Raw genomic sequence first — 26,618 nt, forward strand, 5'->3', positions numbered from 1 at the left:
TGACCGGGGCGGGGGCCGTGCCCGGTGATCGGGTGCGGCCCCGCTCAGGACCAGAGACGCCGTTGCCGAACTCGATCGGTCCTAGCCGTTGACCACGTCGGGGTGGAACGGCGGTCAGGTGCGGCATGGTCGGCCAGCACTCAGCCGAGGGCGATCGCCGTCCAGGACACCGGCGGCAGATCGACGGTGAGCACGTGGTCGGACAGCGTGGCGCTCGTGTTCGTGGCCGGGACGACCCGGTGCGGTTCGGCGAGGGTGTTCTTCGCGTACACATCGGAATCGGCGAGGGTGATCGCCTCCAGTACACGTGTCGAGCCGAGACTGCGCACGTCGATCGTGGCCTGCGTGACCTGCGCCAGGTCGCGGTTGACGAGGAAGACCGCGGCCCGGTCCTCGTCCACGGTGGCGACGGCGTCGATGACGGCCGCTTCGCCGTGCCGTGCCGTCGTGGAGGTCGGCGCGTCGATCGTCGGCCGGATCACCTCCCCGGCGGCGAGTCGGCTGGTGATCGAGAAGGGGTGGAAGGTCGTCTGCCGCCAGGCCGGGCCGCCGGGCTCGGTCATGATCGGCGCGATCACGTTGACCAGCTGCGCGAGGGACGCCGAGGCGACGCGGTCGCTGCGCTTGAGCAGCGTCATCAGCAGATTGCCGACGACGACGGCGTCGGCCACCGTATAGACGTCCTCCAGCTGCCGAGGTGCGTGCCGCCACTCTTCGTTGACCTCGTCGGACTCCTGATGCTCCTTGAGGTACCAGACGTTCCACTCGTCGAAGGAGATGTCGATCTTCTTCGTGGAACGCTTCTTGTGACCGACATGGTCTGCTGTCGCGATGACCGTGTCGATGAAGTAGTCCATGTCCAGCGCCGAGGCGAGGAACGAGCCGAGGTCTCCGTCGTGCTCCTGGTAATAGGCGTGGCAGGAGATGTAGTCGACGTGGTCGTAGCTGTGCTCGAGGACCGTGCGTTCCCAGTCGCCGAAGGTCGGCATAGTCGAGCCGGAGGAGCCGCAGACGACGAGTTCGAGGTCGCTGTCGGCCGTCTTCATCGCCGCGGCGGTGCGTGCGGCGAGTTTGCCGTAGTCGTCGGCGGTCATGAAGCCCGCCTGCCAGGGCCCGTCCATCTCGTTGCCGAGGCACCACATGCGGACGTTGTGCGGGTCCGGAGTGCCGTTGGCGATCCGCAGGTCGGACAGTGTCGTTCCGGAAGGGTGGTTGGCGTATTCGAGCAGGTCCAGCGCGGGCAGGATGCCGCGGGTGCCGAGGTTGACCGCCAGCATCAGCTCCGAGCCGGTGAGTGTGAGCCACCTGGCGAACTCGTCCAGGCCGACCTGGTTCGACTCCAGCGCGTGCCACGCCAGGTCACGGCGCACCGGCCGCCTTTCACGCGGTCCGATGGAGTCCTCCCAGCGGAACCCGGACACGAAGTTCCCGCCCGGATAGCGGACCGTCGTGCTGCCGAGCTCTCGGACGAGTTCCACGACGTCCATCCGGAATCCGTCCTCATTCGCGGTCGGATGCTCCGGCTCGTAGATCCCGCTGTACACGCAGCGGCCGAGGTGCTCGACGAACGAGCCGAAGGTGCGGCGGCGCACCGGGGCGATGACCGCCTGCTTGTCGAGCACGATATGAGCGCGGGGCAATGCGGTGATCCTTTGCTGATCGGAGAAGCGGGGACAGCGACGAATGCGCTACTTGACAGCTCCCGAAGTCAGGCCCTTGCGCCAGAACCGCTGTAGGCTGATGAAAGCGACGACCAGCGGGATCAGGGACAGCAACGCTCCGGTGATCGGCAGCAGAGGCGGCACGCCGTTGGCGAACTCCGAGCGCCATTGGACCAGGCCGACCGTGACCGGCAGCCGCGAAGGGGTGTTGAGCATGAGCGAGGGCAGCAGGTAGTTGTTCCAGATGCTCACGAACTGGAACAGGAAGACGGTCACCAGCGCCGGACCCATCAGCGGCAGCGCGATCCCGAAGAACGTGCGCCGTTCGCCTGCTCCGTCGAGCCGCGCCGCCTCCAGGAGCTCATCCGGGACTGAGGCCGCGGCGAAGATCCGGCACAGGTAGACACCGAACGGGCTGACACAGCTGGGCAACAGCACCGACCAGTAGGAATCGGTGAGGTTGAGCTTCGCCATGAGCAGGAACAACGGCAGGGCGAACATGGGCGCCGGGATGAGGACCGAGGCGAGAATGACGTTGAACACGCTTTCCCGGCCGCGGAAGGCGAACTTGGACAACGCGTAGCCCGCCGTCGCGGACAGCAGAGTGCTGACGGATGCGCCGACGAGGCTGTACAGCGCGCTGTTGCCGAGCCAGGTGGCGAAGACGCCGCCGTCGTGGCTGAACACGGTCTTGACGTTGGCGATCAGGTCGAAGTGGGAGAACCACAGCGGCGCGCCGGTGTAGAGGTACCCCGATCCTTTGGTCGCGGAGACGAACAGCCACCACAATGGGATCAGCGTGTACAGGGCCATGAGACCGAGCACCGCGTTGACGACGACCTTGCTCGCGGTCTCGGTACCGCGGCGGGCCGGTCGCGTCGTCCGGGCCGGCCGGGTCCGCCGGACCGACCCACTGTCCAGGGCCGTGCTCATGCCATGGCTCCCTTGCGCTGGTTGTACTTGAGGAATCCGAACGAGAGCACGAGGGTGAGCAGGGCAAGCACGACCGATTCGGCCGCCGCCAGGTTCTGGCCGCCGGTGTCCATGACCACGGCCGTGTTCATGATCGGGGAGAATTTCGGTGAGACGCCGGGGATGCGCGCACCGGCCAGCACTGCCGGTTCGGTATACAACTGCGCCGTGCCGATGATGGAGAAGACCGTGGTCAGCACCAGTGCGGGACGTACCAGCGGGATCTTCACGTGCCATGCCAAGCGCCAGCCGCTGCAGTTGTCGAGCGTCGCGGCCTCAATCACCTCGGCCGGGATCGTCTGCAAGGCCGAGTAGATGATCAGCATGTTGTATCCGGTCCAGCCCCACGTGATCATGTTGCCGATCGAGACCGGGACCCATGAGGGCGATAAGAAGTTCGTGGTGATCCCGAGATGGGACAGCGGTCCGGTGAACGGCGAAAGGTCTTTCACCAGCAGGAACGACCACATCACCGCGGCGATCGCTCCGGGTAGCGCGTAGGGTAGGAAGAACGTCAGCCGGAAGGTCTTCTTCAGCCGGGCCGAGCGCGAGTCCAGCAGCAGCGCGAGCAGCAGGGCCAGTCCCAGCATGATCGGAACCTGGACCAGGCCCAGCAGCCCGACGCGGACGATCGACGTGATGAACTCATGGTCGCGAAGCGCGGTGGTGTAGTTGGACAGCCCCGTGAACACCGTGGACTGCTGCCCGCCGAACAGCCCCGCGCGGTGGATGGTGAAGAAGCTCTGGTAGATCGCGTAGCAGATCGGCGCGACCATCATGGCGAGGAAGAGCACGGCGAACGGCGCCAGGAAACCCGACGCGGTGAGTGTGGTGCGGCGGTTGTGGCGCCGAGACCTCCGGGCCGGGGCGCCGCGGCCCGGGACGATGGGTCGCGACCGCGGTGCCGCCGCGGCCTGGGTGCTGCTGGTACTGCTCATGGAAACCTCGCTCGGCGGTTCGTCATCAGGGGGCGGGTTCCCGCGGCCTCCGGCCAGGCCCGGTCACGGCGGCCGCGGGAGCCCTCAGGGCGGCTGGGAACCCCTTTTCAGCCGCCGGTCACCGACAGTCCGAGCTGCTTGATCGCAGCGACCGTCGAAGCCTGCACCTTGGTGACCGCGTCGGGGATGGTGCCCTGGCCCATGGCGGCGGTGAAGTCCGTCTCGACCTGCTGGTAGGTCGGGCCGTTGGTCCAGGTGGTGGGGACCGCCGCGGCGGAGGCCTTGTACACGTCGGCGACCTTTTGACCGCCGAAGTACGGGTCGCCGGCGGCGAGCGCGGATCGTTCTGCCCGGCCGTCGACGCCGGGTACAGGTTCCCCTCGGTGATGCCCGTGCTCACGGCCTGCGGGTCGGTGGACAGGAACGCGGCGAACTGCTCGGCCTCGCGCGGAGTCTTGCAACCGGTCATCACCGAGGTGGCCGAGCCGCCGTTGCTGGCGCTCTTGCCGTCGCCGGGACTCCAGGTCGGCATCGGGGCCACCGCCCACTTGCCGGCCAGATCCTTCAGATCGTCCTTCAGGCCGCCGGCGGCCCAGGCCGCGTTGACGAACGTCAGCACCTTGCCGCCTTCGGAGGCCTTGTCGAACGCCGGGTCCCAGGCGTTGCCGGTGGTCGCCACCAGGCCCTTGTCCTTCAGACCCTGCCAGTAGGCGGCGACCTTGCGGGTGCCGGGGTTGTCGATGCTGACGGTCCAGCTGCTTCCGCTGGCCGAGTACCAGGACTGGCCGGTCTGCAGGCTGAAGGCCGCCAGGTCGTTGCCGTCGCCGGGCGGGGTGCCGAACTTGACGCTCGGGTCGGCTGCGGTCACCTTCGCGGCGTCGGCCTGGTACTCGTCCCACGTGGCCGGGGGCTTGGCGATGCCGTACTTGGCGAACAGATCCGTACGGTAGAACAGGACCATCGGGCCGACGTCTACCGGGACGCCGTAGATCTTGCCGCCGACGCTGGAGGCGGACACTGCGGATGGAACGAACTTGGCCATGTCGGAGGTCGCGTACTGCGTGATGTCCTGGACCGCGTTCTTCACCAGCATCGAGGGGATGGTGCCGTACTCGATCTGGGCCAGGCACGGGCCCTTGCCCGCGGTGATCGCGTCGGTGATCTGGGCGTAGCCGCCTTTGCCGCCGGAGGGCACCTTCTTGAAGGTCACCTTGATGTTCGGGTGCGCGGCGTTCCACTGGTCGACGATTTTTTCGTAGACCGGGGCCCAGCCCCAGAACTCCATGCTCACCGGCCCGGACTGGGCCGGTTCCGCCGCGGCTCCGGAAGCGGAGCCGCTCTTGGAACTGCCGCACGCGCTCACGCCGGCCGCCAGAAGCGCGGCGGTGGCGAGCGTCAAGAGTCTGCGGTTGCGTAGGGTGGTGCGGTCCATGTGAGCGAAACCCTTCGTGATGGAACGGACCTTGCTGGACTGAAAGGGCCGGTGGGCGGGCGGGCAAGGCCCGCCTACCGGCTGGTGCTGAACTCCACGCTGAAGACGGTCGGAACCGCGGCCAGAACGTGGGGTGCCGACGGGCCCGGGCCGCAGGCCGCGCTGCCCAGACCGTGGTGTGCGTGGTCCAGGTGCAGATGGAGCCGGCCGTCGCGGACCAGCTCGTACGGGTGAGCGGCGGCGGTCAGGGCCGCGGTGCTCCAGGGGCGCACGGTCAGGTCGATGACCGGGTCGCCGGTGATGCACAGGCTGCCGTCCGGGGTCGTGATCCGGGCGTGGCGGACGAGGTGGCGGTTGCCGTTCTCCTGCGGGCGGACATAAGGGGTCTGCATCGCTGTGACGGTCGACCGGTGGCGGCCCACCCGGGCCCCGGCCCGGGCGTCCCGGTACGCCTCGCCGGGACCGAGCCCGAACCATTCGACGTCGGCGTCGTCGCCGGGCAGCGACAGCGAGATCCCCAGTCGCGGCAGTGGCGCCGGCCAGGCGCCGTCAGGAGTGACGGTGGTCTCCAGGCGCAGCCGGTTCCGGCCGGCCTCCGGTCCCACGCCGGCGCTCCAGCGGTAGACCACGTCGAGGCCGGACGAGGAGCCGGCGGCGGCGAGCCGTGCGGTGACCGTGACCCCGGAAGCGTCCGGCTCGACGCCGAGGACGTCGTGGCGCATCCGGTGCAGCCCGGCGGCGAGCCAGGCGCTGACCTGCGGCTCGCCGAAGGCGTTGAGCAGGTCGTTGTCGATCGGGGCCCGCCAGACGTCCAGCCTCGGCCCGTCGAGGTCCAGGTCGCCGAGCCGGATCAGCTGGCCGCTGCGGGCGTCGAACCGCGAGCGCCCGACGGCGATGTCCCGGTCCCGGGTGATGGCCGGGGCCCGCGTGAAGGCGGCAGGCGCCGCAGACGCGGCGACCAGGCCCTGCGACCAGGCGATCTCGTGCCCGGCCGAGGCCCAGGTCTCATCGGCGGCGAGCACCGCGGTCAAGGTCAGCCACACCTCCTGGCCCGAGCCTTCCTTACGCGCCGCGTCGAGCGCGGCGGTCAGGTCGGCGGGCCACCCGACGGCCGTCCGCTCGCCGGGTGCGGTCGCCGGCACGGTCAGGCCGCCGGAGCCGACCGCCTCGCCGCCGTCCTCGACACTCCATTGGAAGGCCAGGTAGGAGGTGTCGCGGACGTGGTGCAGATTGTGGACGCTGATCTGCCGTGCCGTTGGATCGATGTGGATGCGGACCGGCTCGATGACCTTCTTGAACTCGATGAGGCCCGGGGAGGGTGTGCGGTCGGGGAAGAGCAGCCCGTCGGCGACGAAGTTGCCGTCGTGGACCTCCTCGCCGAAGTCGCCGCCATAGGCATAGAAGAACTCGGACTCCGCACGCCCGGAAAGCCTTGCGATCCCGTGGTCGATCCACTCCCAGATGAACCCTCCCGCCAGGCGCGGATGGGCCTCGATGATCTGCTGGTACTCCGACAGTCCGCCCGGGCCGGTGCCCATGGCGTGTCCGTACTCGCACAGCACGGCCGGCAGGGCGCGGCGATGGGCGTCGTCGGCCGGATCGGCGGTCGGCGGTTCCTGGCCGCGCCCCACGGCGGCCAACGCGTCCAGGCCGATGTACATCTGGGAGTACAGGTCGACGTAGGCGCAGCTCCGGTAGTCGCCTTCGTAGTGAATCAGACGGCTGCGGTCACGGTCCCGGATCCACACGGCCGCGGCGGCCAGGTTCGCTCCGGTACCGGACTCGTTGCCCAGCGACCAGACGATGACCGACGGGTGGTTCTTGTCCCGCTCCACCAGGCGCTCGGTCCGGTCCAGAATGGCCTCGCGCCACGCGGGATCGTCGCTCGGGTTGTGCCGCCAGCCGCCGGGTTCGAAGCCGTGCGTCTCCAGGTCGCCTTCGCAGAACACCCACAGCCCGTGCTCGTCGCACAGGTCCAGGAAACGGCGGTCCGGCGGATAGTGGCTGGTGCGCACCGCGTTGATGTTGTGCTGCTTCATCAGCACCACGTCGGCCAGCATGACGTCCTCGGCCAGAGTCCGGCCCGTCAAGGGATGCCATTCGTGGCGGTTGACGCCCCGTAGGGATATCGGCCGGCCGTTGACGGTCAGGACGCCGTCCACGACGGCCACGGTCCGGAAGCCGATGCGCAGCGGGATCCGTTCCCCCGCTTCGGAAACCAGTTCTCCCGAGTACAGGCGCGGCTTCTCGTCCGACCAGGGCTCGACGCCGTCGATCACATGCGGACCGGCCGGATCCGCGCCGGATATCCCAAGCTCGGGCACCGACAGGGACACCGGTGTCGGGGCGGTGACGTCGACGGCCAGCGTGCCCTGGCCCGTGGTGTGGTCGTAGGCGGCGTGGACGAAGAAGTCCCGGACACCGCAAGCGGCGACGGACACCGACCGGAAGATCCCGGACAGCCACCACATGTCCTGGTCTTCCAGGTAGCTGCCGGACGACCACTGGTGCACCCGGACCGCGAGCACGTTCCGGCCCGGCCGCAGCACGTCGCAGACGTCGAATTCGGTGGTCAGCCGGCTGCCCTTGCCGTCGCCGAGCCGGATCCCGTTGAGCCACACCGCGAACGCCGAGTCGACGCCCTCGAACCGGAGCACCGCGTCCGCAGCCGGGAACCCGTCCGGGACCTCGAACACGCGGCGGTACTCGCCGGTCGGGTTCTGCCGGGGCACCCGCGGCGGATCGACCGGGAACGGATACAGGATGTTGGTATAGGCCGGGGCGCCGTAGCGCGGCTCACCAGGCAGGCCCGCCATCTGCCAGCAGGACGGCACAGCGAGCAGATCCCACGCGGAGTCGTCGAAGTCCGGCGCGGCGAAGTCACCGGTGAGGTCGTCCAGTCCTGATGCCAGCCGGAACCGCCAGTTTCCGTCGAGCGCGATCGCGGGCAGGTCGGAGACGAACGCGGCGCGCGGCCGCAGCCGTCCGGAACCCGGCGACCGGTCTTCGACGTAGCCATGAGGGCCAAGGTCTTTCATCATCAGGTGCTTTCTGTCGGAACTCGTCGCCGTGGCGGGAAACGCGGCATGGCGGGACTGCGCTGGTGATCCCTGAAGCTGTTGTGCCGGAGAGCGGGTGTCGGTGCTACGCGGTGGTGCGGGGCGGGGCGCTGCTGTCCCGCACGATCAAGGTCGGGCGCAGCAGCGACAGGGCGTTGGTCGGCGGCTTCCCGGATTCGACGGCGCGCAGCAGCAGTTCGACGGCGTTCTGGGCCATCTCCCGCTTCGGGAAGGCCACGGTGGTCAGCGGCGGTTCGATCCGGCCGACCTGGGCGATGTCGTCGAAGCCGACGACGCTGACGTCCTCGGGGACTCGCCGCCCGGACCGGGTCACCGCCTCCACGGCACCGACGGCCAGGATGTCGTGGGTGGCGAAAATCGCTGTCAGTTCCGGGTCGGCCTCCAGCGCGGCGCAGGCGGCGGCGTATCCGCCGGCGGCATCGTCGCTGGTGCGGGCGAACACCTTGCTGTCGTCGATGGCCAGCCCGTCGGCGGCGAACGCCCGGCGCAGCCCGGCGACGCGCAGCGCATGCGGGGGAAGGTCGGCGATCACCGCGACGTTCCGGTGGCCGAGATCCCGCAGGTGCCGCCCGGCCAGGTAACCGGCGTGCTCGTAGTCGATGGACACCACCGGAAGCGTGGCCGGCGGATCTCCTTCCCAGGCGAACAGCGCCACCGGGAAACTGGTCTGTGCCAGCATCGGCAGCTGCCGGCCGACGCCCTTGTCCCCGGCGACCAGCAGCGCGTCCACCGAGCGTGCGGCCAGGTTCTCCAGATGGACCCGGGTGTAGTCGGGATCGTCGCGCGTCGTGGCCAGCAACAGGTTATAGCCGTGGCGGACCAGGACGTTCTCCACCTCCTCGACCACCTCTGAATAGAAGGGGTTGGCCACGTGCGGCACGAACAGTCCGACCGTCGACGTGCTGCCAGTGCGTAGTGAGCGCGCTACGAGGTTCGGCTTGTAGCCGAGTTCGGCGATCGCCGCGTTCACCTTCGCCAGGGTCTCCGGCCGGACCTTCTTGCCCGACACCACATTGGAGACAGTCTGCTTGGTGACTCCCGCCCGAGCGGCCACCTCCGCCATCGTCACCACGAGCGCTCCTTGAAACGTTTATCGATCCACGAAAGTGGCGTCAGCGTAGGGCGATATCTCGTCGGCGGACAAGCCTTCGCGGGGGTGTCGTGACCCATCCGTTACGGTTGCACGGCCCGACCGGCGGATGTGGAGCGCATCGTTCCTGGTGGGAGCTTCATATGGCGAACACGCCGTTGACGGTTTCGGAAACGCGGCGCTAACATCCCCGCCACGCCGATCGCATGGATCGATCAATGAGATGGGGTCTTCATGGCACATCGCGCGAAACAGCACCCGACGTCACACCGCGCCGCCCGAGCGCGCGGCGTCCCGCGAGTGAACCGCATCATCGCGGCGGCCGCCGGTACCGCCATCGCGGCAGCGGGTCTCAGCCTCGGCACCGCGGTCTCCGCGCATGCCACAACCTCGGTCACAGTTCACACCTACGCACCGACCGGAGTCGGGGGCGGCGTGACGACTTCTCCTGACGTGGCCTCCACCAAGTACCAGGTGCAAGTGGCCGGTGTGTCCGTAGGCGCCGTGCAGTACACCCAGAACGGTCACAACTTCGACGTGGCGCGGTTCGCGTCGAGCTCGCGAACGCCGACGATCACGGTCACGCTGCCCAGTACGACGATCAATACGGTGAACGTCTATCCGGCGCGCTACTACCCCTCCGGCAGCGTCTCGGTGAGCTCGGACAAGCACACGCTGACCTTCACTATGTCAGCCGCCGCGGCGCTGAACGAAGCGATCGTGATGGTCAACGGCGACTCGACCAACGCCGCCGGACAGCCCTACCTGGCGGTCGTCAACGACCCGCTGGAGGACCCGTCGCAGCACCCGGACACCACTGACGCCCCGGACGGTTCCGGCGTCAACACGCAGACCGGCGTTGTCAACTTCCAGGAATTCGCCGCGAAGTATCTCACGGTGCACCCGAACAGCGCCGCTCAGACGGCGCCGGCCGCGACGACCAGCTCCGTGGCTGGTCAGACCATAGACGGCACCGCCATACCCGCCGGTCAGAAGACCTCGGCCGGGATGCTGGTGAGCCCGAGCAGTGTCAACGTGCGATACCCGAACGAGCGCACAATGGCCGCCAACGACGACACCTTCGCTCTGCAGGCCGCCATCAAAGCCATCGAGAACAACCCCACGCAGCTCAACACGCTCTACTTCCCGAACGGCACGTATCTCTGGTCCGGGCTGCTGGTCAACGGTGTGGACGGCGGCAAGCTCACCGGTGGCAAGCTGAAGATCTACACCGACGAGGGTGCACTGCTCGACAACCGCGTCCAAGCGTACATGGAGGCCTTCGAGCCGGAGATCGCCATCGTCAACTCAAGCAACATCGAGATCGACGGACGCGGCATGTTCGACGGCAACGGCGTGGCCAACTACAACGCCCACAGCAGCGGTGACCTGCACGACGCCTCCGACAGCCAGCACCAGGGCGGCGTCATGGTCATGCACTCCTCGGACATCACCTTCAATGACACCTACGAGCGCAACTCGAAGCAGTGGAACTGGGAAACCCACACGGCCAACACCATCACGTACAACAACATCAAGGCACTCACCCCGTACGCCCAGCCGTGGATCGACGGGACTGACTTCGCAAGCGGCCAGAACATCACCGCCGACCACGTCTTCACCCTCGGCAACGACGACGCGTTCGCCTCCGGCCACTACGACAGCAGCAACGGATTCACGCCGCTGTCCACCGGCGTGTGGAACAACTTCCAACTGGGCACTTCCAGCGCCAACATCCAGGGCTACGTCAACGCGGTCGGCGCCTACAACGCCGTTGCCGGGCAACTCGGGTTCGACAGCAACCACTGGGACGTCGAGGACTCGAAGAGCGTCTCGGTGAGCAACACGCTGAACTGGTCTGTCAACGCCGGCAACGCGATCCGGCTCGGCTGGCAGACCAACGGATACCAGCTCACCGATTACACGTTCATCAACTTCAACTCAGTCTCGGCCAAGGTAGGCGGCCTCTACGTGATGAAGACCCCCAACACGTACCCACGTGTCCAGAGCGTCGTGGTGAAGAACAGCTCCATAGACACATCCCGGTTCCCGACGGGAACGTCGATCTGGATCTACGGCGGCGACGGAACCGCGCAGACCGTCACCGCCGACCAGCAAGCGAACTGGGGATTCGCCCCCAACCCAGACGGGTCGGGTAACACCTACACGTACACCAAGACCCCCATTCCCACCGTCGACCTCGACAACGTGTGGTTCTCGAAGCAGACGCCGAGCAACACGATGACCGGAGTCACGAACGCGACGCTGAACAACCTCCACGTCGCGGGCCAGCTCGTTGAGTACACCAGCCAGTTCCCGCTGACGACGTCCGGAATCAGCAAGCTGACCACCACCTACACAGACGCGACCGGTCAGACCCAGGCCGTCAAGTTCGGCGCCGCCACCAACGGCGACACATGGGTCGGGGCCTGGGTCGGAGACCAGACCACAAACAACTCCTCGGACCTGACCTTGATCACCCGCAACACCGGCGCCGGCCTGATGGGCGAGCAGTACACCACCGGATCCGGAGACGGAAAACTCTCCTACATCCAGTTCCCCCTCAATGGTCTGATCCACGCACCGAGCAAGGCGACACTCCAACTCACCTACCTCGGCCACCGCTATTCAACAGTTCCGTCGACTGACACCGACCAACTGCTCGCGCAGCCCGTCAGCGACACCGTCTGCACCACCGGCAGCACCTCCTGCCCGATCAGCATCATGACCTGGGTCAACCGACCGAGTTTCACCGCCACGAACACCTCTGTCGCGAGGTCGGCGACCTTCGCCCTCGGGTCGACCATCGTCCCCGAGGGCGGCGGAAGCCACCAGAACAACCCGATCGACGGTCGCGTGATCACCGTCGACGTCACCACGTTCGTCCAGAACGCCTACGCAGCCGGGCAGACCTCGCTCCTGCTCGCCGTCTGCAACGCCGGCGGCACCGACCACGAACTGCGCTTCGTCAGCTCGGAAGGGGCCACCAGCCCCGCAGGGCTCACCAACGCGAACGCCGACATGATGCCGGCGCTGACTCTGGCTCCCTAACCTTCAACGGCACGCGGACGGCCCTCGTCCGCGTGCCCTGACTGGCCGCGGCGCAGTCGATCACCGCGGCCATCGGGCCGGAAACGCGCACCGCCGAACCCGGGCTTCGATGACGACGACCAGGTGATCAGCCACCTCGGCTCCTGGCTCTCCAGCGTCTTCCGCCGGCTCGGCGATGACGTGCACGTCACGACGATCAACGGCGACACGGTGAGGTCACCTTCACCGGAACCGGTGTGACGTAAGGGACCGAGGCAAACTCCGATGAGGACACGGTCGCGGTGCCGGTGGACGGCGTCTCGCGCGGCACGGTCGACGCCTACACCCCGGCGCGGTCCGCGCAGCAAGTCCTGTACCAGATCGGCCCGGCTGGCTTCCTGGCACAGCAGCACACGATCAAGCTGACCGAGTCCGGTGGCGCCTACCTGCTGGTCGACTCGTTCCGAGTCGAGGCTTCGTGATCGTCAGTTCGTGTTCGGGCCACGCGGCAAGGCGGCGGCTGCCTGGTTGCCGGCGGTCGCCGCCGCGCAGTAGCTGGCTGGTCGCCGTTCGCCTGCATCCGGACTGGTAAGGGGTCATTTCGACCGGTCCGGTGCAGGCCAAGCTCGTGATCATGCGATACGTCCGGTAAGCGCCAGGTCGGTGTCGGCGAGCTCGAGGGACCTCGCTGACGGCTTGGGACGCCGCGGTCGCTGCCGAGCAGATCCATGCCGCGCTCCAGTCGCGATGGTGACGTCTGCGCACGGCTGCAAAAGGTTCGCCAGTGATCAAGCGCTGGCAGGTTCAAATCTGACTGGGCGTCAGCGGGATTCTGCAGGCATCGGATGCTCGCGACTGGCGATGATTTCGAAAGGCTGACCTGCGCGTTTTCTGGGATCGCAGATCTGGTTTGAACCTGTGGCCCCTTGGCCTCGAAAGGCGAATAAGTCCGCGTGCGATGCATTCAGCCCGTCTCCACGCGTGTCAGGGCGAACAGTTCGACTGCTTACGTCCTGCGGATATGAAGCGGAAAGACCTGGCTCCTGTGTCGGAGCCAGGTCTTTGACCTGCGGTTTCGCGGTCGGGCTGACAGGATTTGAACCTGCGACCCCTTGACCCCCAGTCAAGTGCGCTACCAAGCTGCGCTACAGCCCGCCTGCCCGCCGTATCGGCGGGCAGGAAGACCATACCGCACCCGGGGCCTTGGAATCACATCGGTTGGGTCCGGGGTGGGGGTGTGGCGTCTTATTTCTTCCGGTCGCGGTTCTTTTGGCGGACTTTGACTGAGATCTGGATCGGGGAGCCGGTGAAGCCGAACTCTTCGCGGAGGCGGCGTTCGATGAAGCGGCGGTAGCCGCTTTCGAGGAAGCCGGAGGCGAAGAGGACGAAGCGGGGGGGTCTGGTGGAGGCCTGGGTGCCGAAGAGGATGCGGGGTTGTTTGCCGCCGCGGAGGGGGTGGGGGTGTTCGGAGACCAGGGTGCCTAGGAAGGCGTTGAGTTTGGCGGTGGGGATGCGGGTTTCCCAGCCTTCTAGGGCTTGCTCCAGGGCGGGGACCAGTTTGTCGACGTGGCGGCCTGTTCTGGCTGCGAGGTTGACGCGGGGGGCCCAGCGGACTTGGACCAGGTCGCGTTCGATTTCGCGTTCGAGGTAGAAGCGGCGTTCCTCGTCCATGAGGTCCCACTTGTTGTAGGCGATCACCAGGGCGCGGCCGGCTTCGGCGACCATGCTGATGATGCGGAGGTCCTGCTCGGTGAGGGTGTCGCTGGCGTCTACGAGGACGACTGCTACTTCGGCTTTCTCGATCGCGGCTTGGGTGCGGAGGGAGGCGTAGAAGTCGGCTCCGTAGGTTTGGTGGACGCGGCGGCGGATGCCTGCTGTGTCGACGAAGCGCCAGGTTTTGCCGCCCAGGTCGATCAGTTCGTCGACGGGGTCGCGGGTGGTGCCTGCTGTGGGGTCGACGACGACGCGTTCCTCGCCGGCCAGTTTGTTCAGGAGGGAGCTCTTGCCGACGTTGGGTTTGCCGACCAGGGCTACGCGGCGGGGGCCGCCCACGGGCTCGCCGAAGCGGAGTTCGGGGGTTTCGGGGAGGACGTCCAGGATGGCGTCGAGGAGGTCGCCGGAGCCGCGGCCGTGGAGGGCCGAGACGGCGTGGGGTTCGCCCAGGCCCAGGTTCCAGAGGGTGGCCGCTTCGGCCTCGGTGCGCTGGTCGTCCACTTTGTTCGCGGCCAGGACCACTGGTTTGTTCGCTCGGCGCAGGACGCGGACCACGGCTTCGTCGGTGTCGGTGATGCCGACGGTGGCGTCGACGACGAACAGGACCGCGTCGGAGGCGTTGATGGCGGCTTCGGCCTGGAAGGCGACGGCCTTGGCCATGCCCTCGACGTCGCGTTCCCAGCCGCCGGTGTCGACCAGGGTGAAGCGGCGGCCGTTCCAGTGCGCGTCGTACGACACGCGGTCGCGGGTGACGCCGGGGACGTCCTGCACCACCGCTTCGCGGCGGCCCAGGATGCGGTTCACCAGGGTGGACTTGCCGACGTTGGGGCGCCCGACGACGGCCAGGACCGGCAGGCGGACCCTCTCGCCGTCGGCGCGCGACCAGTCCTCGGCGTCCAGGCCCTCGGCGTAGGCCTGGTAGTCGAAGTCCTCGTCGAAGTACTCCTCGCCGGCGTCACCGGGAATGTAGTCCTCGGTCTCGGGCTGCATCAGGGGGTCCTCATGTTCTCCGTGGAAAGCGCCGTGCGCGGCGGGCTGGTGGGCCGGCCGCGTCGGGTGCTGGATCGAGCTGTTCTAATTGTCGCGCCCGGTGAGCTGTCTGGCGTGCTGTACGTGTGCCGCCAGGCGGACCCGCAGTTCCTCGCTGATCGCGGCGATCTTCTGGCGGCGGCCCAGGCTCTCGGACCCCTGGGACAACTCCGCCAGGCTCACCGGTGTTCCGTAGACGAGGTCCAGGTGGGTCCGCGGGGTCGGCAGGGCGCCGACCGTGCGGCCTCGTGCGGCGGTTCCGAGGCAGGCCACCGGCAGGACCGGCGCTCCGGTGGCCACCGCGAAGTAGGCCAGGCCGTTGTGGACCGACTCGAACTCGCCGGTGGTGCGGGTGCCCTCCGGGAACACGCCGAGGACGCCGCCGGAGCGGAGGGCGGCCAGGGCCGACTGGATCGCGGTGCGGTCCGGGTGGGCCCGGTCGACCGGGATCTGGCCGAAGCCGCGCTCCAGGAGCGGTCCCAGCGGGCCGACGAAGATCTCCTTCTTGACCAGGAAGTGCACCGGCCGGGGCGCCACCCCGGCGATCAGGGGGCCGTCCAGGAAGCTGGTGTGGTTCACCGCCAGCAGAACCGGTCCGTCGGCCGGGAAGTTCGCGGTGCCGTGCTGGGTGACGTGCCACAGCGAGTGCATCAGCGGGACGCCGATGCGGTGGGCGCGCCGGGCGCCGCGGGCGCTGGGTGTGCCGTTGACCATCACGCCGTGCGGGTACGCCCCGTTCTGCCGCCCCCGCCACGGGACGTTCGGCCGGTGCGGAAGCTCGCGGAGAACCTTCATCTGGTGAGTCCCACCCCCTGGGAGTCGGCGTCCGGCGCTGCGCCCTCGGCCGCGTGGATGACGATGCCGGCGACCGTGTCGATCACCTGCTCCAGTGTCAGTTCGGTGGCGTCGACCACCGCCGCGCCCGGCGCCGCCGCCAGCGCGTTGGTGCGGCTGTCGACGGAGTCGCGCCGGGTCAGCGCCTCGCGGGTGGCCGCCACGGTCCCGGTCCCGCCGCCGTTCTCGGTGTTGCGGCGGTGCGCGCGGGCCTCCTCGCTGGCGGTCAGGAAGATCTTGGCCGCGGCGTCCGGGGCCACCACCGAGGCGATGTCGCGGCCCTCGACCACGATCCCGCCGGCGCCGATGATCTCCCGCTGCAGCGCGATCAGCCGGGCCCGTACCTCGGGCACCGCGGCCACGGCGCTGACCGCGCCGGTGACGTCGGCCTCGCGGATCGCGGCCGCCACGTCCTCGCCGTCCACCGTGATCGCCGGGGCGGCCGGGTCGGTGCCGGAGGTGATGGCCGGCACGCCGGCGTCGGCCGCGATCGCCCCGGGGTCGGCCAGGTCGACCTTGTTCTGCAGCATCCAGTACGTCACCGCCCGGTACTGCGCGCCGGTGTCCAGGTAACGCAGTCCGAGCCGGGCCGCGACCCCGCGCGACACGCTCGACTTGCCCGACCCCGACGGGCCGTCGATTGCGACGACTATCCGGGACAGGGCGTGCGGGCTGGGCAGGGACATGCGGTGGACTCCAAGCATGATGATCGGGAACGCGGACCGGCGGCCCCTCAAGACTATCGGGTGCGGCCGGGGCGGCGGCCCCGTATTGGACCCCGGGGCCGGAGGTTGCTTGGATGGATGATCCGATGAAAGACGAGGTGCGCGGTGGCTTGGGTCGTCCTGGTGGTCTCCGGGTGCATGGAAGCGGTGTGGGCCACCGCACTCGGCAGGTCCGACGGGTTCCACCGCTTCGGCCCGACCGCGGTCTTCGTCCTCGGGTTGCTGCTGAGCATGGCCGGCCTCGCCTACGCCCTGCGCACGCTGCCGGTCGGCACCGGCTACGCCGTATGGGTGGGCATCGGCGCGGTGCTGACCGTCGCCTACGGCATGGTCTTCGACGGTGAGGCGGTGTCGCCGGCCAGGCTGCTGCTGCTCGCCGGGATCGTCGGGTGTGTCGTAGGTCTCAAGGTCCTGCACTGAGATCCGCAGCCCGGCCCCGAGGCCGGCTCAGGGCACGATGACGTGCGAGATCCCGACCCCGCCCCGGGTCTCGGCGCCGTACCGCTCGATCTCCCGCGTCAGGTCCAGCGGAAGCGTCACCTCGCCCTCGGGCAGCCGCGCGTCCGCGACCCGGTCCGCCGGGACCAGCCACGACATCTCGAACTCCAGGCCGTCCGGGTCGTGCGCGTACAGCGCCTTGGTGGTGCCGTGGTCGCTGGCGCCGACCAGCGCCCCGTGCTCCTTCAGCAGCTCGGCGAACCGCCGCAGCTCGGCCAGCGTGTCCACCTCCCACGCCAGGTGGTACAGCCCCACCCGGGACCGCCCGGCCTCCGACGACCCGGCGCCCGCGCCGATCGCGAACAGCCCCAGGTCGTGGTCGTTGGTCGAGCCCGGCGCCCGCAGGAACGCCGCGCTCGGCGCCTCCATCAGCACCTCGAAGCCCAGCAGGTCGCGGTAGAACGCCAGGCTGCGCGGCAGCTCCCGGACGAACAGCACGGCGTGGTTCAGGCGGGTCACGGGCATGGCGCGGGCTGCTTTCTGGAGGAGGGACGCCTCCATGGTCCGCGACGCTCTACACTGCCGCAAGCGTGGCCGATCTGCGGGCCGCAGGCTGGCGTCGCCGCAGACGGGTGGGGGTAGGGGAGAAGCGTCGGGGCCGTGGATTCGGGCGGCCGCCGGACGCACGACAGACGGAAAATCTGGGGGAGTGCGTTGAGCGAGGCCGGACTTCCGGGCATGGGTTTGAAACTCGGCGCGGAGCTGCTGCGGAGCCCGAACGGCGTGTGGTACTCGGCCACCGGCGCCGACGGCGGCACGCTCGGGGTGCTGCGGTTCGAGGCCGCGCTGCTGAAGCCGGCGGGCGCCGTGGACCGGCTCATCGAGCGGGTGGTCGCGGCGCGCGCCGGGATGCTGCCCGGCACGCTGCCGGTGGTGGACCTGGTGGAGGACGCCGGGCGGATCTGGCTGATCACCGCGCAGGTGCCGGCCGCCGACAGCGCCGGGCGGACCGAGGCGCTGCTGCTGGGCAGCACGCCGGTGTCGGCCCCGAACGTGGCCGGCGCGCCCGGCGCGATGGGCGCGGCCGCGATGGGCGTGGGCGGCGTGGGAAGTGTGGGCGGGCCGGGTGCACCTGGCGGGATGGCCGGGTCGGGCGGGCGGCCCGGCGCTCTGGGCGGGAACGCCGTCGCCGGCGAAGTCGGAGGCCAAGCGGTCTTAGGAAGACAAAAGGATCATCCAACTCCTTGGCTCACAGAACGACATGGCTACGATCCGACTTCCCTGGCGTCCCTCCGTCGACCTCGGCACGACCGGGCACGGACCGGGATACGGACCGGGCCCGCAGCAGCCGCGCCCCCCGCAGTGGACGAAGAAGGACCTGAAGGACCCGCTCCCACGGCGCCTCACCCGCGCCTTCGTCGGCCTGGTCCTGGTCGCCGCGGTGGTCGGCGCCGCGACCGTGGTCGGCCTGAAGATGCGCGACAAGAAGCCCACCACCGCGGTGAAGATCACCGGCATCTCCGTGCACAACCAGAACCCGGTGCAGCCCGCCGGGATCTGCAACTCCACCGTGGACATGGTGGCCGAGTTCACCACCAACGGCGGCTCCGGCACCGTCCACTACGAGTGGGAGATCCCGGCCAAGAACAACCAGACGCAGACCGTGCCCGGCTCCCAGGTCATCAGCGCCGCCTCGCCGACGGTGCACCTGGACTGGAAGCTGAACCTGCACGGGAGCGGGACGGTGACCGCCAAGTTCCGGATCACCAACCCCGAGGTCCTGGCGCCGGGCACCGACACGTCGAGCTCGGGGGACCTCAAGTTCCAGTGCCCCTGACGCCTCATCGCACCCTGATGACCGCGTACATCCCCTCCGCCGCGTGATACCCGCACTGGAACGGGTAGTCGCCGGGCTGCGTCAGCTTCAGGCTCATCGTGGTCTGGTCGCCCCCGGCCAGTTGCGGGACTCCCGCCACCGGCTCGCCGGGGAGGGGCGGCCCGTCTTCGGACAGCGTGTGCGGGAGTGTGCCGGCGTTCTTGAACGTCACCTCGATGGTCCCGGGCGCCATCTCGATCACCGACGGGTGGTAGCGCAGCGAGTCGTCGGCGGTGACCGTGATGCGCTGCACGCCGTCGGGGCCGAGGACCGCGCGGCCGCTGCCGCCGCTGCCGACGTCGGTGGGCAGCGCGGCCGCCGGCGTCGACGAGGCCGAGGCGCCCGAGGCGCCCGAGGCACCCGACGCCGCACCCGGCTCCAGCAGCGCCTGCCCGAGGTAGCCGCCGCCGGTGGCCGCCGGGACCATCGCGAACAACGCGCTGGTCTCGTGCTTGGTGAACCGGTTCAACGCGTCCATGTTCTTGGTCAGCCGCTGCTGCACCGGGATGAACCCGGACGCCGGATCGGCCTGCCAGGCCAGGAACAGCAGCCCGGCGTCGGGCTTGCCGTCGCCGGTCAGGCCGTCGTTGTAGCTCATCCCGCGCCGCAGCATGGCCGCGCCGCCGTTGGTCTCCGGGGCGGCCAGCCGGATGTGCGCGTCCCCGCGGATGGCCAGCGTGCCGTCCGGGTTCTGCGCGGCGAGGTTCACCTTCGTGTGCTCGGTGCCGCCGTGCAGCGGCGCGCCGGAGTCCTTGCGGCGGCCGATGACCTTCTCCTGCTCGGCGGTGCTCTGCGCCTCCCAGGAGTCCAGCAGCATCCTGATCCGGCGGAAGACCAGGTAGGAGCCGCCGCGCATCCAGACCGTGTCGGCGTCGCCTGGCACGAAGACCTTGCGGTCGAAGTCCGGCTGGGCCGGCGTGGGGTTGTTGGTGCCGTCGAGCTGCCCCATGAGGTTGCGGCCGGTCGACGCCGGGTCGGGGGACGACCCCGGCGCGCGCGTGAAGCCGGACATCGTCCAGCGCGGCTTCGCCGTCCCGTCCGCGATCCGGGTCAGGGTGCGCAGGGCGTGGAAGACGACGAGCGCGTCGTCGGCGGCGAGGACGACGCCCAGGTCGCCGTCGCTGCGAGCGGCGTCGAGCTGCTCGGTGCCGAAGACGGGGAGCGGCGCGAGCTGCGGCGGGCGCGCGGCGGGGTCGAGACCGGCCTTGCCGAACAGGGAGGGGCCGAAGCCGACGGTGACCGTCAGAGAACACGGTCCACTGCCCAAGGCGATGGCGTCGTCGGTGCCGGTGCCGGTGCCGGTGCCGGTGGCGGCGGACGGCGCGCGCCCGGCGGTCAGGTCGGCGATCACCGCGGTCCACGCCTTCATCAGCGCTTTGAGCTGCTCGCGGGTGGCGCCGTCGACGAGGTCGAAGGCGGCGACGGTGCCGTGGCCCTGCTGACGTGCCGGGACGGAGATGCCCGCCTGGTGCGGCAGGGGGACGGCGACCGTGGCGGTGCCGAGGCCCGCGACCAGGTCGCCGGCGGGGGCCGAGGACTGGCGGCGGTCGTCGAGCAGCAGGGCGGAGGCCGCCGCGCCGGCCGCGACGCCTCCGATGCTGGTGGTGCCGGTGGCGAGGAAGGAGCGGCGGGAGGGGCCGGGGCTCGGCTCTTGCTCAAGCTTCCCCGCTCCTTCAGCTTCCTGGGCATTTGCGATCGTTTCGACTGCTTCGGCCGCTGAGGAGACTGGTGCTTCGGCCGCCGCGGAAGCCGGTTCGTGGCGGAAACGCGTCAGCCGCAGCCGCACCGGCAGCGCGACCGCCATCCCGAACCCCACTCCGGTGATGACCAGCACCAGCACCTGCGCCAGCGTGACCCCCCACGCGAACGGCGCCGTCGAGCTCCACAGGACGCTGAGGTCGGGCACCCCGCTGACCGCAGCGATCAGCAGCCCGGCTCCGGCGGCCAGCCAGAGCGCGCCGATCGACTCCTTCCGTCTGGCCAGCAGCCACACGGCCCACAGGGCTCCGGCCCACGTTGCCAGCTGCACCACGTTGCCCTTGAAGAACGCGGCCACCGGCCCGTCGGCGATGTCGGCCGCCACGCCGGCCGAGTGCAGCACGTCCGCCGCGACCAGGCCGAGCGCGACCCACAGCGTCCAGCCGCGCAGGCACAGCCACAGCGTCACCGCCGCCGCGAGGATCACGCCGGTCACCCGCAGTGCCTTCGAGGGGCCCGGCTGCCAGGCGAGTCTGCCGTCGGCGGTGATGGTCTGCCCGTCGCGGTGCAGCGTGATGCGCCACGTGCTGATGGCGTGCGGCTTGTCCGGCGCGGACTTCACCGCGGGCGGGGGTGTCGTGGACATCCAGTGGATGCGGTGGTCGTGCCAGCGCCACACCGGGGTGTCGGACACCTTCTTCCACACCGGCGCCGCGTTCGGATCCACGCCTGCCGGGACCGGCGACTTGGCCCAGCGGTCGTTGTTCAGGTAGGTCGCGGGGGAGTTCGTGTTGGTGAACGCGCCGTCCGGCCCGACCTTCACATACGGCTCGCCGACATAGCCGTCCACCACCACGTCCGCGCCTGAGTGGTTCTCGACCTGGAGCTTGGAGCCGTTCTCGACGACCTTCAAGGTCAGGCCGGGCGCCGCCGGGGTGAGCGGGCCGATGGTGGTGACGTAGTTCGAGGCGCCGGAGCCGCCGACGGTGTGGGCGGACGCCGCCCCGGCGGCCGGGCCGCCGAGGACCGCGAAGGCGAGGGCGGCCACGGCGGCCAGGCGCCGGACGGTGGTGCGGAGGATCACAGGGTTCTCGCTTACTTGCTCACGTCGACGTTCAGGATGACCGTGGCCTGGTCGATGTCGGTGGTCCGGACGGTCACCAGCACCTGCCACTTCCCGGCCACCGGCAGCACCGCGTCAGCGCTGGTGTAGTGGCCCGGGCCGGCGAGGTCGAGCTTCACCGGCAGCGGGCCGAGCTGTTGCGCCGGCAGGGCCAGCGAGGCGGTGACCTCGGGTACCGACTCCTGCACGCCGTTCTTGTCCAGGACGTAGATGTGCAGCTGGTCCTGGCCGACCCGGGCCGGGTCGAGGGTGACGTTGACCGTGCCGGACCCGTTCGCCGAGCCGGTGTCGAACGGGGAGGACAGGCTGACCGGCTTGCTCGCGGTCTTCGCCGCGCTGCTCGCCGCCGGCTGCGACTCCACCAGCAGCGCGGTCACCGCCAGCACCACGAGCGCCAGCCCGAACTCGGCCGCGACCGAGCGCCGCAACCGCGCCAGGTCCGGCGGCTGACCTTCCTCCGAACGCGGTGCGGCCAGGATGCGGCGGGCCAGGTAACCCAGGGCGATCAGCACCAGGAAGCAGCTGGACTTGATGATCAGCAGACGGCCGTAGTCGGTGTCGAACAGCGCGTCCCAGTGCCGGACCTGCCGCCAGCCCTGGTAGACGCCGGTGGTCGCCAGGACGCAGACCGCGACGAAGGCCGTCGTGGAGAACCGGCGGACCACGGTGAGGCGCTCGTCGGGCTCCAGCTCACCGGTCCCGCCGAGGACGGCGACGGTCAGCGCGGTGAGCCCGCCGACCCAGGTCGCCATCGCGAGCAGGTGCAGCACGTCGGCCGGCAGCGCCAGCGCGACCTGCGAGCCGGTGCCGGAGTGGTCGGCGATCGACCAGGTCACGGCCAGCGCCACGGCGAGCGCCGCGGCGGCGGCGCCGACCACCTGCCGGGTCCGGACCACCGCCTCGGTCAGGCGGGTCGCGATCCACGACACGAGCACGCCGACCGCGCCGAGCAGGATCAGCCGCCACGCCAGCGCGCGGCCGAGGCGGGTGTGCAGGGTCGCGCGCAGCACGTCGACGTCGAACACCCGGCCGAAGCCGAAGCCGCCGGCGTACGCGCCCTGCAACAGCAGCGCGGCCACCGTCCCCAGCAGCAGGACGAACCAGCCGCCGCCGATCAGCCGCCGCAGCCGGACGTCCCCGGCGAGTTTCGGCGCGAAGGCGATGAGCAGGAACGCGCCGCCGCCCATGACGGCGAAGCCGACATAGGCCAGCCAGCGGGCGACGCCGAACGCGACGCCGACGGTGCGGTCGCCGCCCGGCGCGGCCTCGGCGCCGCCGGAGTTCGGGGCGGACGGGGTGCCGATGGAGAAGGTCCACGCGCCCCGCACGGGATGGGAGTCCGCTGAGATGACCCGCCAGGAGACGACGTAGGTGCCGTTCTTCAGGTTGCCCTTCAGCGGCACGGATGCGGTCTCCGGCTTGCCGTTCAGGTGCTCGGCCGAGCCGGCCTCGACCTGCGAGCCGTCGGGGGCGAACACGCGCAGCGCGCCGAGCTGGAGTTCGACGGCCTCGCTGTAGGTGACGGTGACCCGGGCCGGCGCGGTCGCGAGGAGCGCGCCGTCGGCCGGGTCGGTCGAGACGACGGTGGCGTGGGCCGAGGCGGAGGGTGCCGCCGCCACGGCCCAGAGGCACAGGGCCGCGGTGAGGAGGGCGACGAGGCGGTGGCGCAGGGAGGTGGGGCGGCGGCGCAGGGAGGTGGGGCGGCGGCGCAGGGAGGTGGGGTGCCTGGTAGCGCGGGGTGGTGGGGTGGGGGCCGTCGCGCCGGCGGCCGTGAAGGCGGCCGTGGTGGCGACCGTCGTGACGGCGGCCCCGGCGCCGACCGTCCCCGTGCCGGCCGCAGCTGTACCTCTTCCGCTCACCTCAGGACCCGCCTTCGTCGTCGTGGGCGCCCGGCGCCGGCGCGCCGATGCCGATCACCGGGGCGTCCACCGTGATCGGCGCCGACGTCGCGAACCGGAAGGTCAGCCGCACCGTCGTCCCCGGCCGCAGCGGGCCGGGGTCGTCGATCATCACGTGGTCGGCGCCCGGACTGAAGTCCAGGCTGCCGCGGGCCGGGATCGGCGCCGCGGACAGCGCCACCATCTTCGGACCGTTCGTGGTGTGCATGGACGCGCGGCCGGTCGAGGCGGTGACCTCGGTGAGGGTGTCCTCGGCGCGTCCGGTGTTGCCGATGGTGAAGTACGCCGCGGCCTCGGACGGGTTGGCCGGTTCGCGGACGTAGGCGTCGCGCACCGCGAGTTTCGCGGTGCCGGCCGCGGCGTCGCCGCCGGACCACAGCAGCAGGCCCGCGCCGGCCGCGAGGACCGCCAGCGGGGCGGCCACCGCGCCGGCCTTCAGGGCCGGCCTCATGTCAGCAGCGCGATGTCGTGGGCGATGTCCTTCGGGGTGACGCCGGCCAGCCACACCACGTGTGCCACGCCGTCCGGGCCGAAGGCGTTGATCTGGGTGCCGTGGTCCACCTCGACCGAGCCGTCGGCTTTCTTCTTGGGCGGCTCGACCGGCGTCGCGGCCAGCTTCGCGGCGTTGTCGACCTGGTCGACCGTGCCGGTGAGCCCGACGAACGAGGGGTCGAACTTGCCCAGCCAGTCCTTGATCACCGGACCGGTGTCGCGCTCGGGATCGGTGGTGACGAACACCACCTGCACCTTCGCGCGCTTGTCGGCCGGGGTCAGGCGCAGCGCCGCGGCCACGTCGGCCATCGCGGTCGGGCACTCGTCGGGGCAGTGCGTGTAACCGAAGTAGACCAGCGTCACCTTGCCGGCGGCGTGCGCCTTCAGGTCGTACGCCTTGCCGTCGGTGTCGGTCAGCGTCACCGGCGGGATCGGGGTCGGGATGCCCAGCTCGGTGCCCTTGTACTTGGACTGCGGCTGGGAGATGCCGGAGACCGAGGCGGCCTCCTGGGACGGGCTGGCGCAGGACGCGGTGAGCACGGCCAGCGCCCCGGCGGCCGCAGCCGCCGGGACGAGGCGCGCGATCCGGAGGGATCGCAGCATCATGGTTCTCTTTCTCCGAGGATCAGCCGGTCAGGAGCCGGCGGTGTTCTTGCGGCGCAGGGCCACGATCGCCGTGCCGAAGCCCAGCACGCCGACGCCGAGGCCGGCGATGCCGAGGGCGCGGGCGGCGGTGTCGCCGTCGTTCTTCTTGCCGGAGTCCGAGGACGCCGACAGGGCCACCGACGGGGACGACGAGGCCGAGGGCGTCGCCGCGCCGTTCGCGGCGCTCGTCCCGCCGGCCGCGGCCGCCCCGGCCGCCGTCAGGTGCAGCACTGGCGCCGGGTGGTCGGCCTCCTGCCCGGCCTGCGGCACGTCGATCCAGCGCACGACGTTCCCGTCGGAGTAGGTCTGCAGCGCCTTGAACACCAGCTGGTCGGTGTCCTTGGGCAGCGGCCCCATCGAGACGTCGAACTCCTGGAACTGGCCCGGGTCGATCTTGCCGCCGGTCCAGACGATCTTGGTGACCGCCTGGGTGACGTCGCCATCGTCGGTCTTGATCGGCGTGGCCAGGGTGCTGGTGGTGGCGGTCGCGGTCCAGCCCGGCACCGGCTTCACCGACACCGAGGCGATCGGGTGGTCGGCCGGCAGGTCGACCTCGACCGACGTGGTGGACTGGTCCTTCTCCTCGTTCGGCACGCGGAAGGACACCTTCGTGTAGGAGCCCTGCTGCGCCGTGTTCGGGTTCACGGTCACGTGCGCCGAGGCCACGGCGGCCGCGGCGACGAGCGAGACGGCGGCGGTCGCCAGCAGGACGGCGGTCCGGCGGGTGCCGGAGGTCAGCTTGGTGGTCATGCCCATTCCAGGATTGAGGTCACGCGCCCGGCGTGACAGATCGATGACGGTCGGTGTCCGCATCGGTCCGGAACGCAGCACGGAGCCGGGCGGAGGCGGATCCGCCAGGCGGATCTCCTCCCCGGAGAGGTGAGGTGCAGGTGCAGTGTGTGCGTGCGTGCGTGTCAGACGGCTGCGGCAGCCGTCACCGGCGGCCCGCGCCGGGCGAGGGTGAAGCGCAGGAAGCGCCCGGGCCCGAGGCGGTCCGGCACGCTGCCGACGACCGGGGCCACGCGACGCGGCGGCGTCCACGGCGTCAGGACGGCCGCCAGCAGGATCAACGGCGTGATCAGCGCCAGCGCCAGCGCGCGGCCCAGCGCCCACACGGCAGCCTCACCGCGGCGCAGCCACCAGGCGGCGACCACCGCGGCAACGATGTGCGACGCCCACATACCGGCGGTCATCGTGTGCTGCGAGGGCGGCATCCCGGCGGCGTGCAGCATGGCCTGGGTGACCCCGCTGGGCTCGTCGTGCCCGCACCACCAGGCGCCGCGCGGCCCCATCGCCATCGGCATCGGCGTCGAGTCCGCGGCCAGACGCTGGGCGAGGCCGAAGAGGTTGTGCAGGCCGAACTGGACGCCGCCCATCAGCAGCAGGATGGTCGGCAGGCCGCGCTCGCGGCGGGTGAACAGCTGGGCGAGCAGGAAGACCGACAAGCCGCCGACGAACAGCGCCCACAGCGGGATGGTGCTCGCCGAGAAGGAGTCGTGACCGAGTGCCGCCACCAGTACGCAGAGGGCCGCGAAGACCCCGGCGCGGGCTTCGCGCAGGGTCGGTGCTTCGGCGGCAGCGGCGGCGTTGGCGGTGGCAGGCATGGCATCACACATGGTGCCAGGGGGAGGGGGCGGGGGGAACGGTGGGGGTACCCCGCGGTTGGTTGGTGGGCTGAAATGCATTATTACGACCTTCGGCCAGGGTGGTGATGGTGCGGGGTCCGGGCTGCTGGGTGGGTGGCTCGGCTGGCGGTTGTGGTGTTCACGATCCCGGCTCGCCTGGGGCTTCTTCGGCTGCCGGTCGGTGAGGTGGGCAACCCCGCCTCGGGAGTGGTGGTCTCGGGGTGTTGCTGGTCTCGTGAGGTGGTGATGGATCCACCTGGACGGTCAAGGTCAACGGCGCCTCCGGCGGCGCTTCCAGCGGGGGCCTCGCTCGGGGAAG

At 70.1% G+C, this 26,618-nt stretch carries 19 protein-coding genes and 1 tRNA gene; 3 read left to right on the forward strand and 17 right to left on the reverse strand.

Annotated elements, in window-relative coordinates; all coding sequences use genetic code 11:
- Positions 1-140 precede the first annotated feature (140 nt).
- The 6 genes from arfA to ABD466_RS06055 form a co-directional block, all read right to left on the reverse strand.
- Positions 141-1,640: an arabinosylfuranosidase ArfA gene (gene arfA, locus ABD466_RS06030; protein WP_344655924.1), complete on the reverse strand. Its 1,500-nt coding sequence runs from the start codon at positions 1,638-1,640 to the stop codon at positions 141-143.
- 48 nt (positions 1,641-1,688) lie between these two features.
- Positions 1,689-2,594, reverse strand: coding sequence for a carbohydrate ABC transporter permease (locus tag ABD466_RS06035; RefSeq protein WP_344655925.1), 906 nt, complete (start codon positions 2,592-2,594; stop codon positions 1,689-1,691).
- Positions 2,591-3,571, reverse strand: coding sequence for a carbohydrate ABC transporter permease (locus ABD466_RS06040; RefSeq protein ID WP_344655926.1), 981 nt, complete (start codon positions 3,569-3,571; stop codon positions 2,591-2,593). Before ABD466_RS06040 ends, ABD466_RS06035 begins: the two co-directional genes overlap by 4 nt.
- Positions 3,572-3,689: 118 nt before the next feature.
- The gene (locus ABD466_RS06045) at positions 3,690-5,003 is read right to left on the reverse strand and encodes an ABC transporter substrate-binding protein (RefSeq protein ID WP_344655927.1); all 1,314 of its coding nucleotides are present in this window, start codon (positions 5,001-5,003) and stop codon (positions 3,690-3,692) included.
- Positions 5,004-5,077: 74 nt separating this feature from the next.
- Positions 5,078-8,041 carry a glycoside hydrolase family 2 TIM barrel-domain containing protein gene (locus ABD466_RS06050; RefSeq protein ID WP_425558556.1) on the reverse strand — a complete coding sequence of 988 codons (2,964 nt, stop codon included), beginning with the start codon at positions 8,039-8,041 and terminating at the stop codon, positions 5,078-5,080.
- A 106-nt stretch (positions 8,042-8,147) separates the two neighbouring features.
- A complete protein-coding gene (locus ABD466_RS06055; RefSeq protein WP_344655953.1) occupies positions 8,148-9,146 on the reverse strand; it encodes a LacI family DNA-binding transcriptional regulator in 999 nt (332 codons plus the stop codon).
- A 327-nt stretch (positions 9,147-9,473) separates the two neighbouring features.
- Here ABD466_RS06055 and ABD466_RS06060 point away from each other — a divergent pair, with 327 nt between their 5' ends.
- Both ABD466_RS06060 and ABD466_RS06065 read left to right on the forward strand, forming a co-directional pair.
- Positions 9,474-12,224 (forward strand): hypothetical protein, encoded by a 2,751-nt coding sequence (locus tag ABD466_RS06060; RefSeq protein WP_344655929.1) that lies wholly within the window; start codon positions 9,474-9,476, stop codon positions 12,222-12,224.
- Positions 12,225-12,505: 281 nt separating this feature from the next.
- Positions 12,506-12,685: a hypothetical protein gene (locus ABD466_RS06065; protein WP_344655930.1), complete on the forward strand. Its 180-nt coding sequence runs from the start codon at positions 12,506-12,508 to the stop codon at positions 12,683-12,685.
- A gap of 599 nt (positions 12,686-13,284) precedes the next feature.
- Here ABD466_RS06065 and ABD466_RS06070 read toward each other — a convergent pair.
- From ABD466_RS06070 to cmk, 4 genes are all read right to left on the reverse strand, one after another.
- Positions 13,285-13,358: transfer RNA gene (locus ABD466_RS06070), tRNA-Pro, on the reverse strand.
- Positions 13,359-13,448: 90 nt separating this feature from the next.
- Positions 13,449-14,906 carry a ribosome biogenesis GTPase Der gene (gene der / locus ABD466_RS06075; protein WP_344655931.1) on the reverse strand — a complete coding sequence of 486 codons (1,458 nt, stop codon included), beginning with the start codon at positions 14,904-14,906 and terminating at the stop codon, positions 13,449-13,451.
- Positions 14,907-14,990: 84 nt separating this feature from the next.
- On the reverse strand, positions 14,991-15,740 hold the full coding sequence (locus ABD466_RS06080; protein ID WP_344655932.1) for a lysophospholipid acyltransferase family protein: 750 nt from the start codon (positions 15,738-15,740) through the stop codon (positions 14,991-14,993).
- Positions 15,737-16,465 carry a (d)CMP kinase gene (gene cmk, locus ABD466_RS06085; protein ID WP_344655933.1) on the reverse strand — a complete coding sequence of 243 codons (729 nt, stop codon included), beginning with the start codon at positions 16,463-16,465 and terminating at the stop codon, positions 15,737-15,739. The genes ABD466_RS06080 and cmk overlap by 4 nt, the downstream gene beginning before the upstream one ends.
- Before the next feature lie 144 nt (positions 16,466-16,609).
- Here cmk and ABD466_RS06090 point away from each other — a divergent pair, with 144 nt between their 5' ends.
- Positions 16,610-16,924, forward strand: coding sequence for a DMT family transporter (locus tag ABD466_RS06090; RefSeq protein WP_344655934.1), 315 nt, complete (start codon positions 16,610-16,612; stop codon positions 16,922-16,924).
- A 27-nt stretch (positions 16,925-16,951) separates the two neighbouring features.
- Here ABD466_RS06090 and ABD466_RS06095 read toward each other — a convergent pair whose 3' ends face one another.
- From ABD466_RS06095 to ABD466_RS06130, 7 genes are all read right to left on the reverse strand, one after another.
- Positions 16,952-17,467 (reverse strand): VOC family protein, encoded by a 516-nt coding sequence (locus tag ABD466_RS06095; RefSeq protein ID WP_344655935.1) that lies wholly within the window; start codon positions 17,465-17,467, stop codon positions 16,952-16,954.
- A 1,316-nt stretch (positions 17,468-18,783) separates the two neighbouring features.
- Positions 18,784-21,600, reverse strand: coding sequence for a Dyp-type peroxidase (locus tag ABD466_RS06105; RefSeq protein WP_344655937.1), 2,817 nt, complete (start codon positions 21,598-21,600; stop codon positions 18,784-18,786).
- Between the two features lie 11 nt (positions 21,601-21,611).
- Positions 21,612-23,498: a copper resistance CopC/CopD family protein gene (locus ABD466_RS06110; protein ID WP_344655938.1), complete on the reverse strand. Its 1,887-nt coding sequence runs from the start codon at positions 23,496-23,498 to the stop codon at positions 21,612-21,614.
- 1 nt (position 23,499) lies between these two features.
- Positions 23,500-23,988, reverse strand: a complete 489-nt coding sequence (locus ABD466_RS06115; protein ID WP_344655939.1) for a copper chaperone PCu(A)C — start codon at positions 23,986-23,988, stop codon at positions 23,500-23,502.
- The gene (locus ABD466_RS06120; protein ID WP_344655940.1) at positions 23,985-24,635 is read right to left on the reverse strand and encodes an SCO family protein; all 651 of its coding nucleotides are present in this window, start codon (positions 24,633-24,635) and stop codon (positions 23,985-23,987) included. The genes ABD466_RS06115 and ABD466_RS06120 overlap by 4 nt, the downstream gene beginning before the upstream one ends.
- A gap of 27 nt (positions 24,636-24,662) precedes the next feature.
- Positions 24,663-25,424 carry a YcnI family copper-binding membrane protein gene (locus ABD466_RS06125; protein ID WP_344655941.1) on the reverse strand — a complete coding sequence of 254 codons (762 nt, stop codon included), beginning with the start codon at positions 25,422-25,424 and terminating at the stop codon, positions 24,663-24,665.
- Positions 25,425-25,588: 164 nt separating this feature from the next.
- Positions 25,589-26,278: a hypothetical protein gene (locus tag ABD466_RS06130; RefSeq protein ID WP_344655942.1), complete on the reverse strand. Its 690-nt coding sequence runs from the start codon at positions 26,276-26,278 to the stop codon at positions 25,589-25,591.
- Between the last annotated feature and the right edge of the window lie 340 nt (positions 26,279-26,618).

The sequence above is a fragment of the Catenulispora subtropica genome (genome assembly GCF_039531675.1).
GTDB lineage: Bacteria > Actinomycetota > Actinomycetes > Streptomycetales > Catenulisporaceae > Catenulispora > Catenulispora subtropica.

Coding starts and splice junctions, on each gene's coding strand:
- ABD466_RS06035 (WP_344655925.1), bottom strand. CDS start 2,594: ATGAGCACGGCCCTGGACAGTGGGTCGGTCCGGCGGACCCGGCCGGCC.
- ABD466_RS06040 (WP_344655926.1), bottom strand. CDS start 3,571: ATGAGCAGTACCAGCAGCACCCAGGCCGCGGCGGCACCGCGGTCGCGA.
- ABD466_RS06045 (WP_344655927.1), bottom strand. CDS start 5,003: ATGGACCGCACCACCCTACGCAACCGCAGACTCTTGACGCTCGCCACC.
- ABD466_RS06050 (WP_425558556.1), bottom strand. CDS start 8,041: ATGAAAGACCTTGGCCCTCATGGCTACGTCGAAGACCGGTCGCCGGGT.
- ABD466_RS06055 (WP_344655953.1), bottom strand. CDS start 9,146: ATGGCGGAGGTGGCCGCTCGGGCGGGAGTCACCAAGCAGACTGTCTCC.
- der (WP_344655931.1), bottom strand. CDS start 14,906: ATGCAGCCCGAGACCGAGGACTACATTCCCGGTGACGCCGGCGAGGAG.
- ABD466_RS06080 (WP_344655932.1), bottom strand. CDS start 15,740: ATGAAGGTTCTCCGCGAGCTTCCGCACCGGCCGAACGTCCCGTGGCGG.
- cmk (WP_344655933.1), bottom strand. CDS start 16,465: ATGTCCCTGCCCAGCCCGCACGCCCTGTCCCGGATAGTCGTCGCAATC.
- ABD466_RS06095 (WP_344655935.1), bottom strand. CDS start 17,467: ATGCCCGTGACCCGCCTGAACCACGCCGTGCTGTTCGTCCGGGAGCTG.
- ABD466_RS06115 (WP_344655939.1), bottom strand. CDS start 23,988: ATGAGGCCGGCCCTGAAGGCCGGCGCGGTGGCCGCCCCGCTGGCGGTC.
- ABD466_RS06120 (WP_344655940.1), bottom strand. CDS start 24,635: ATGATGCTGCGATCCCTCCGGATCGCGCGCCTCGTCCCGGCGGCTGCG.
- ABD466_RS06125 (WP_344655941.1), bottom strand. CDS start 25,424: ATGACCACCAAGCTGACCTCCGGCACCCGCCGGACCGCCGTCCTGCTG.
- ABD466_RS06130 (WP_344655942.1), bottom strand. CDS start 26,278: ATGCCTGCCACCGCCAACGCCGCCGCTGCCGCCGAAGCACCGACCCTG.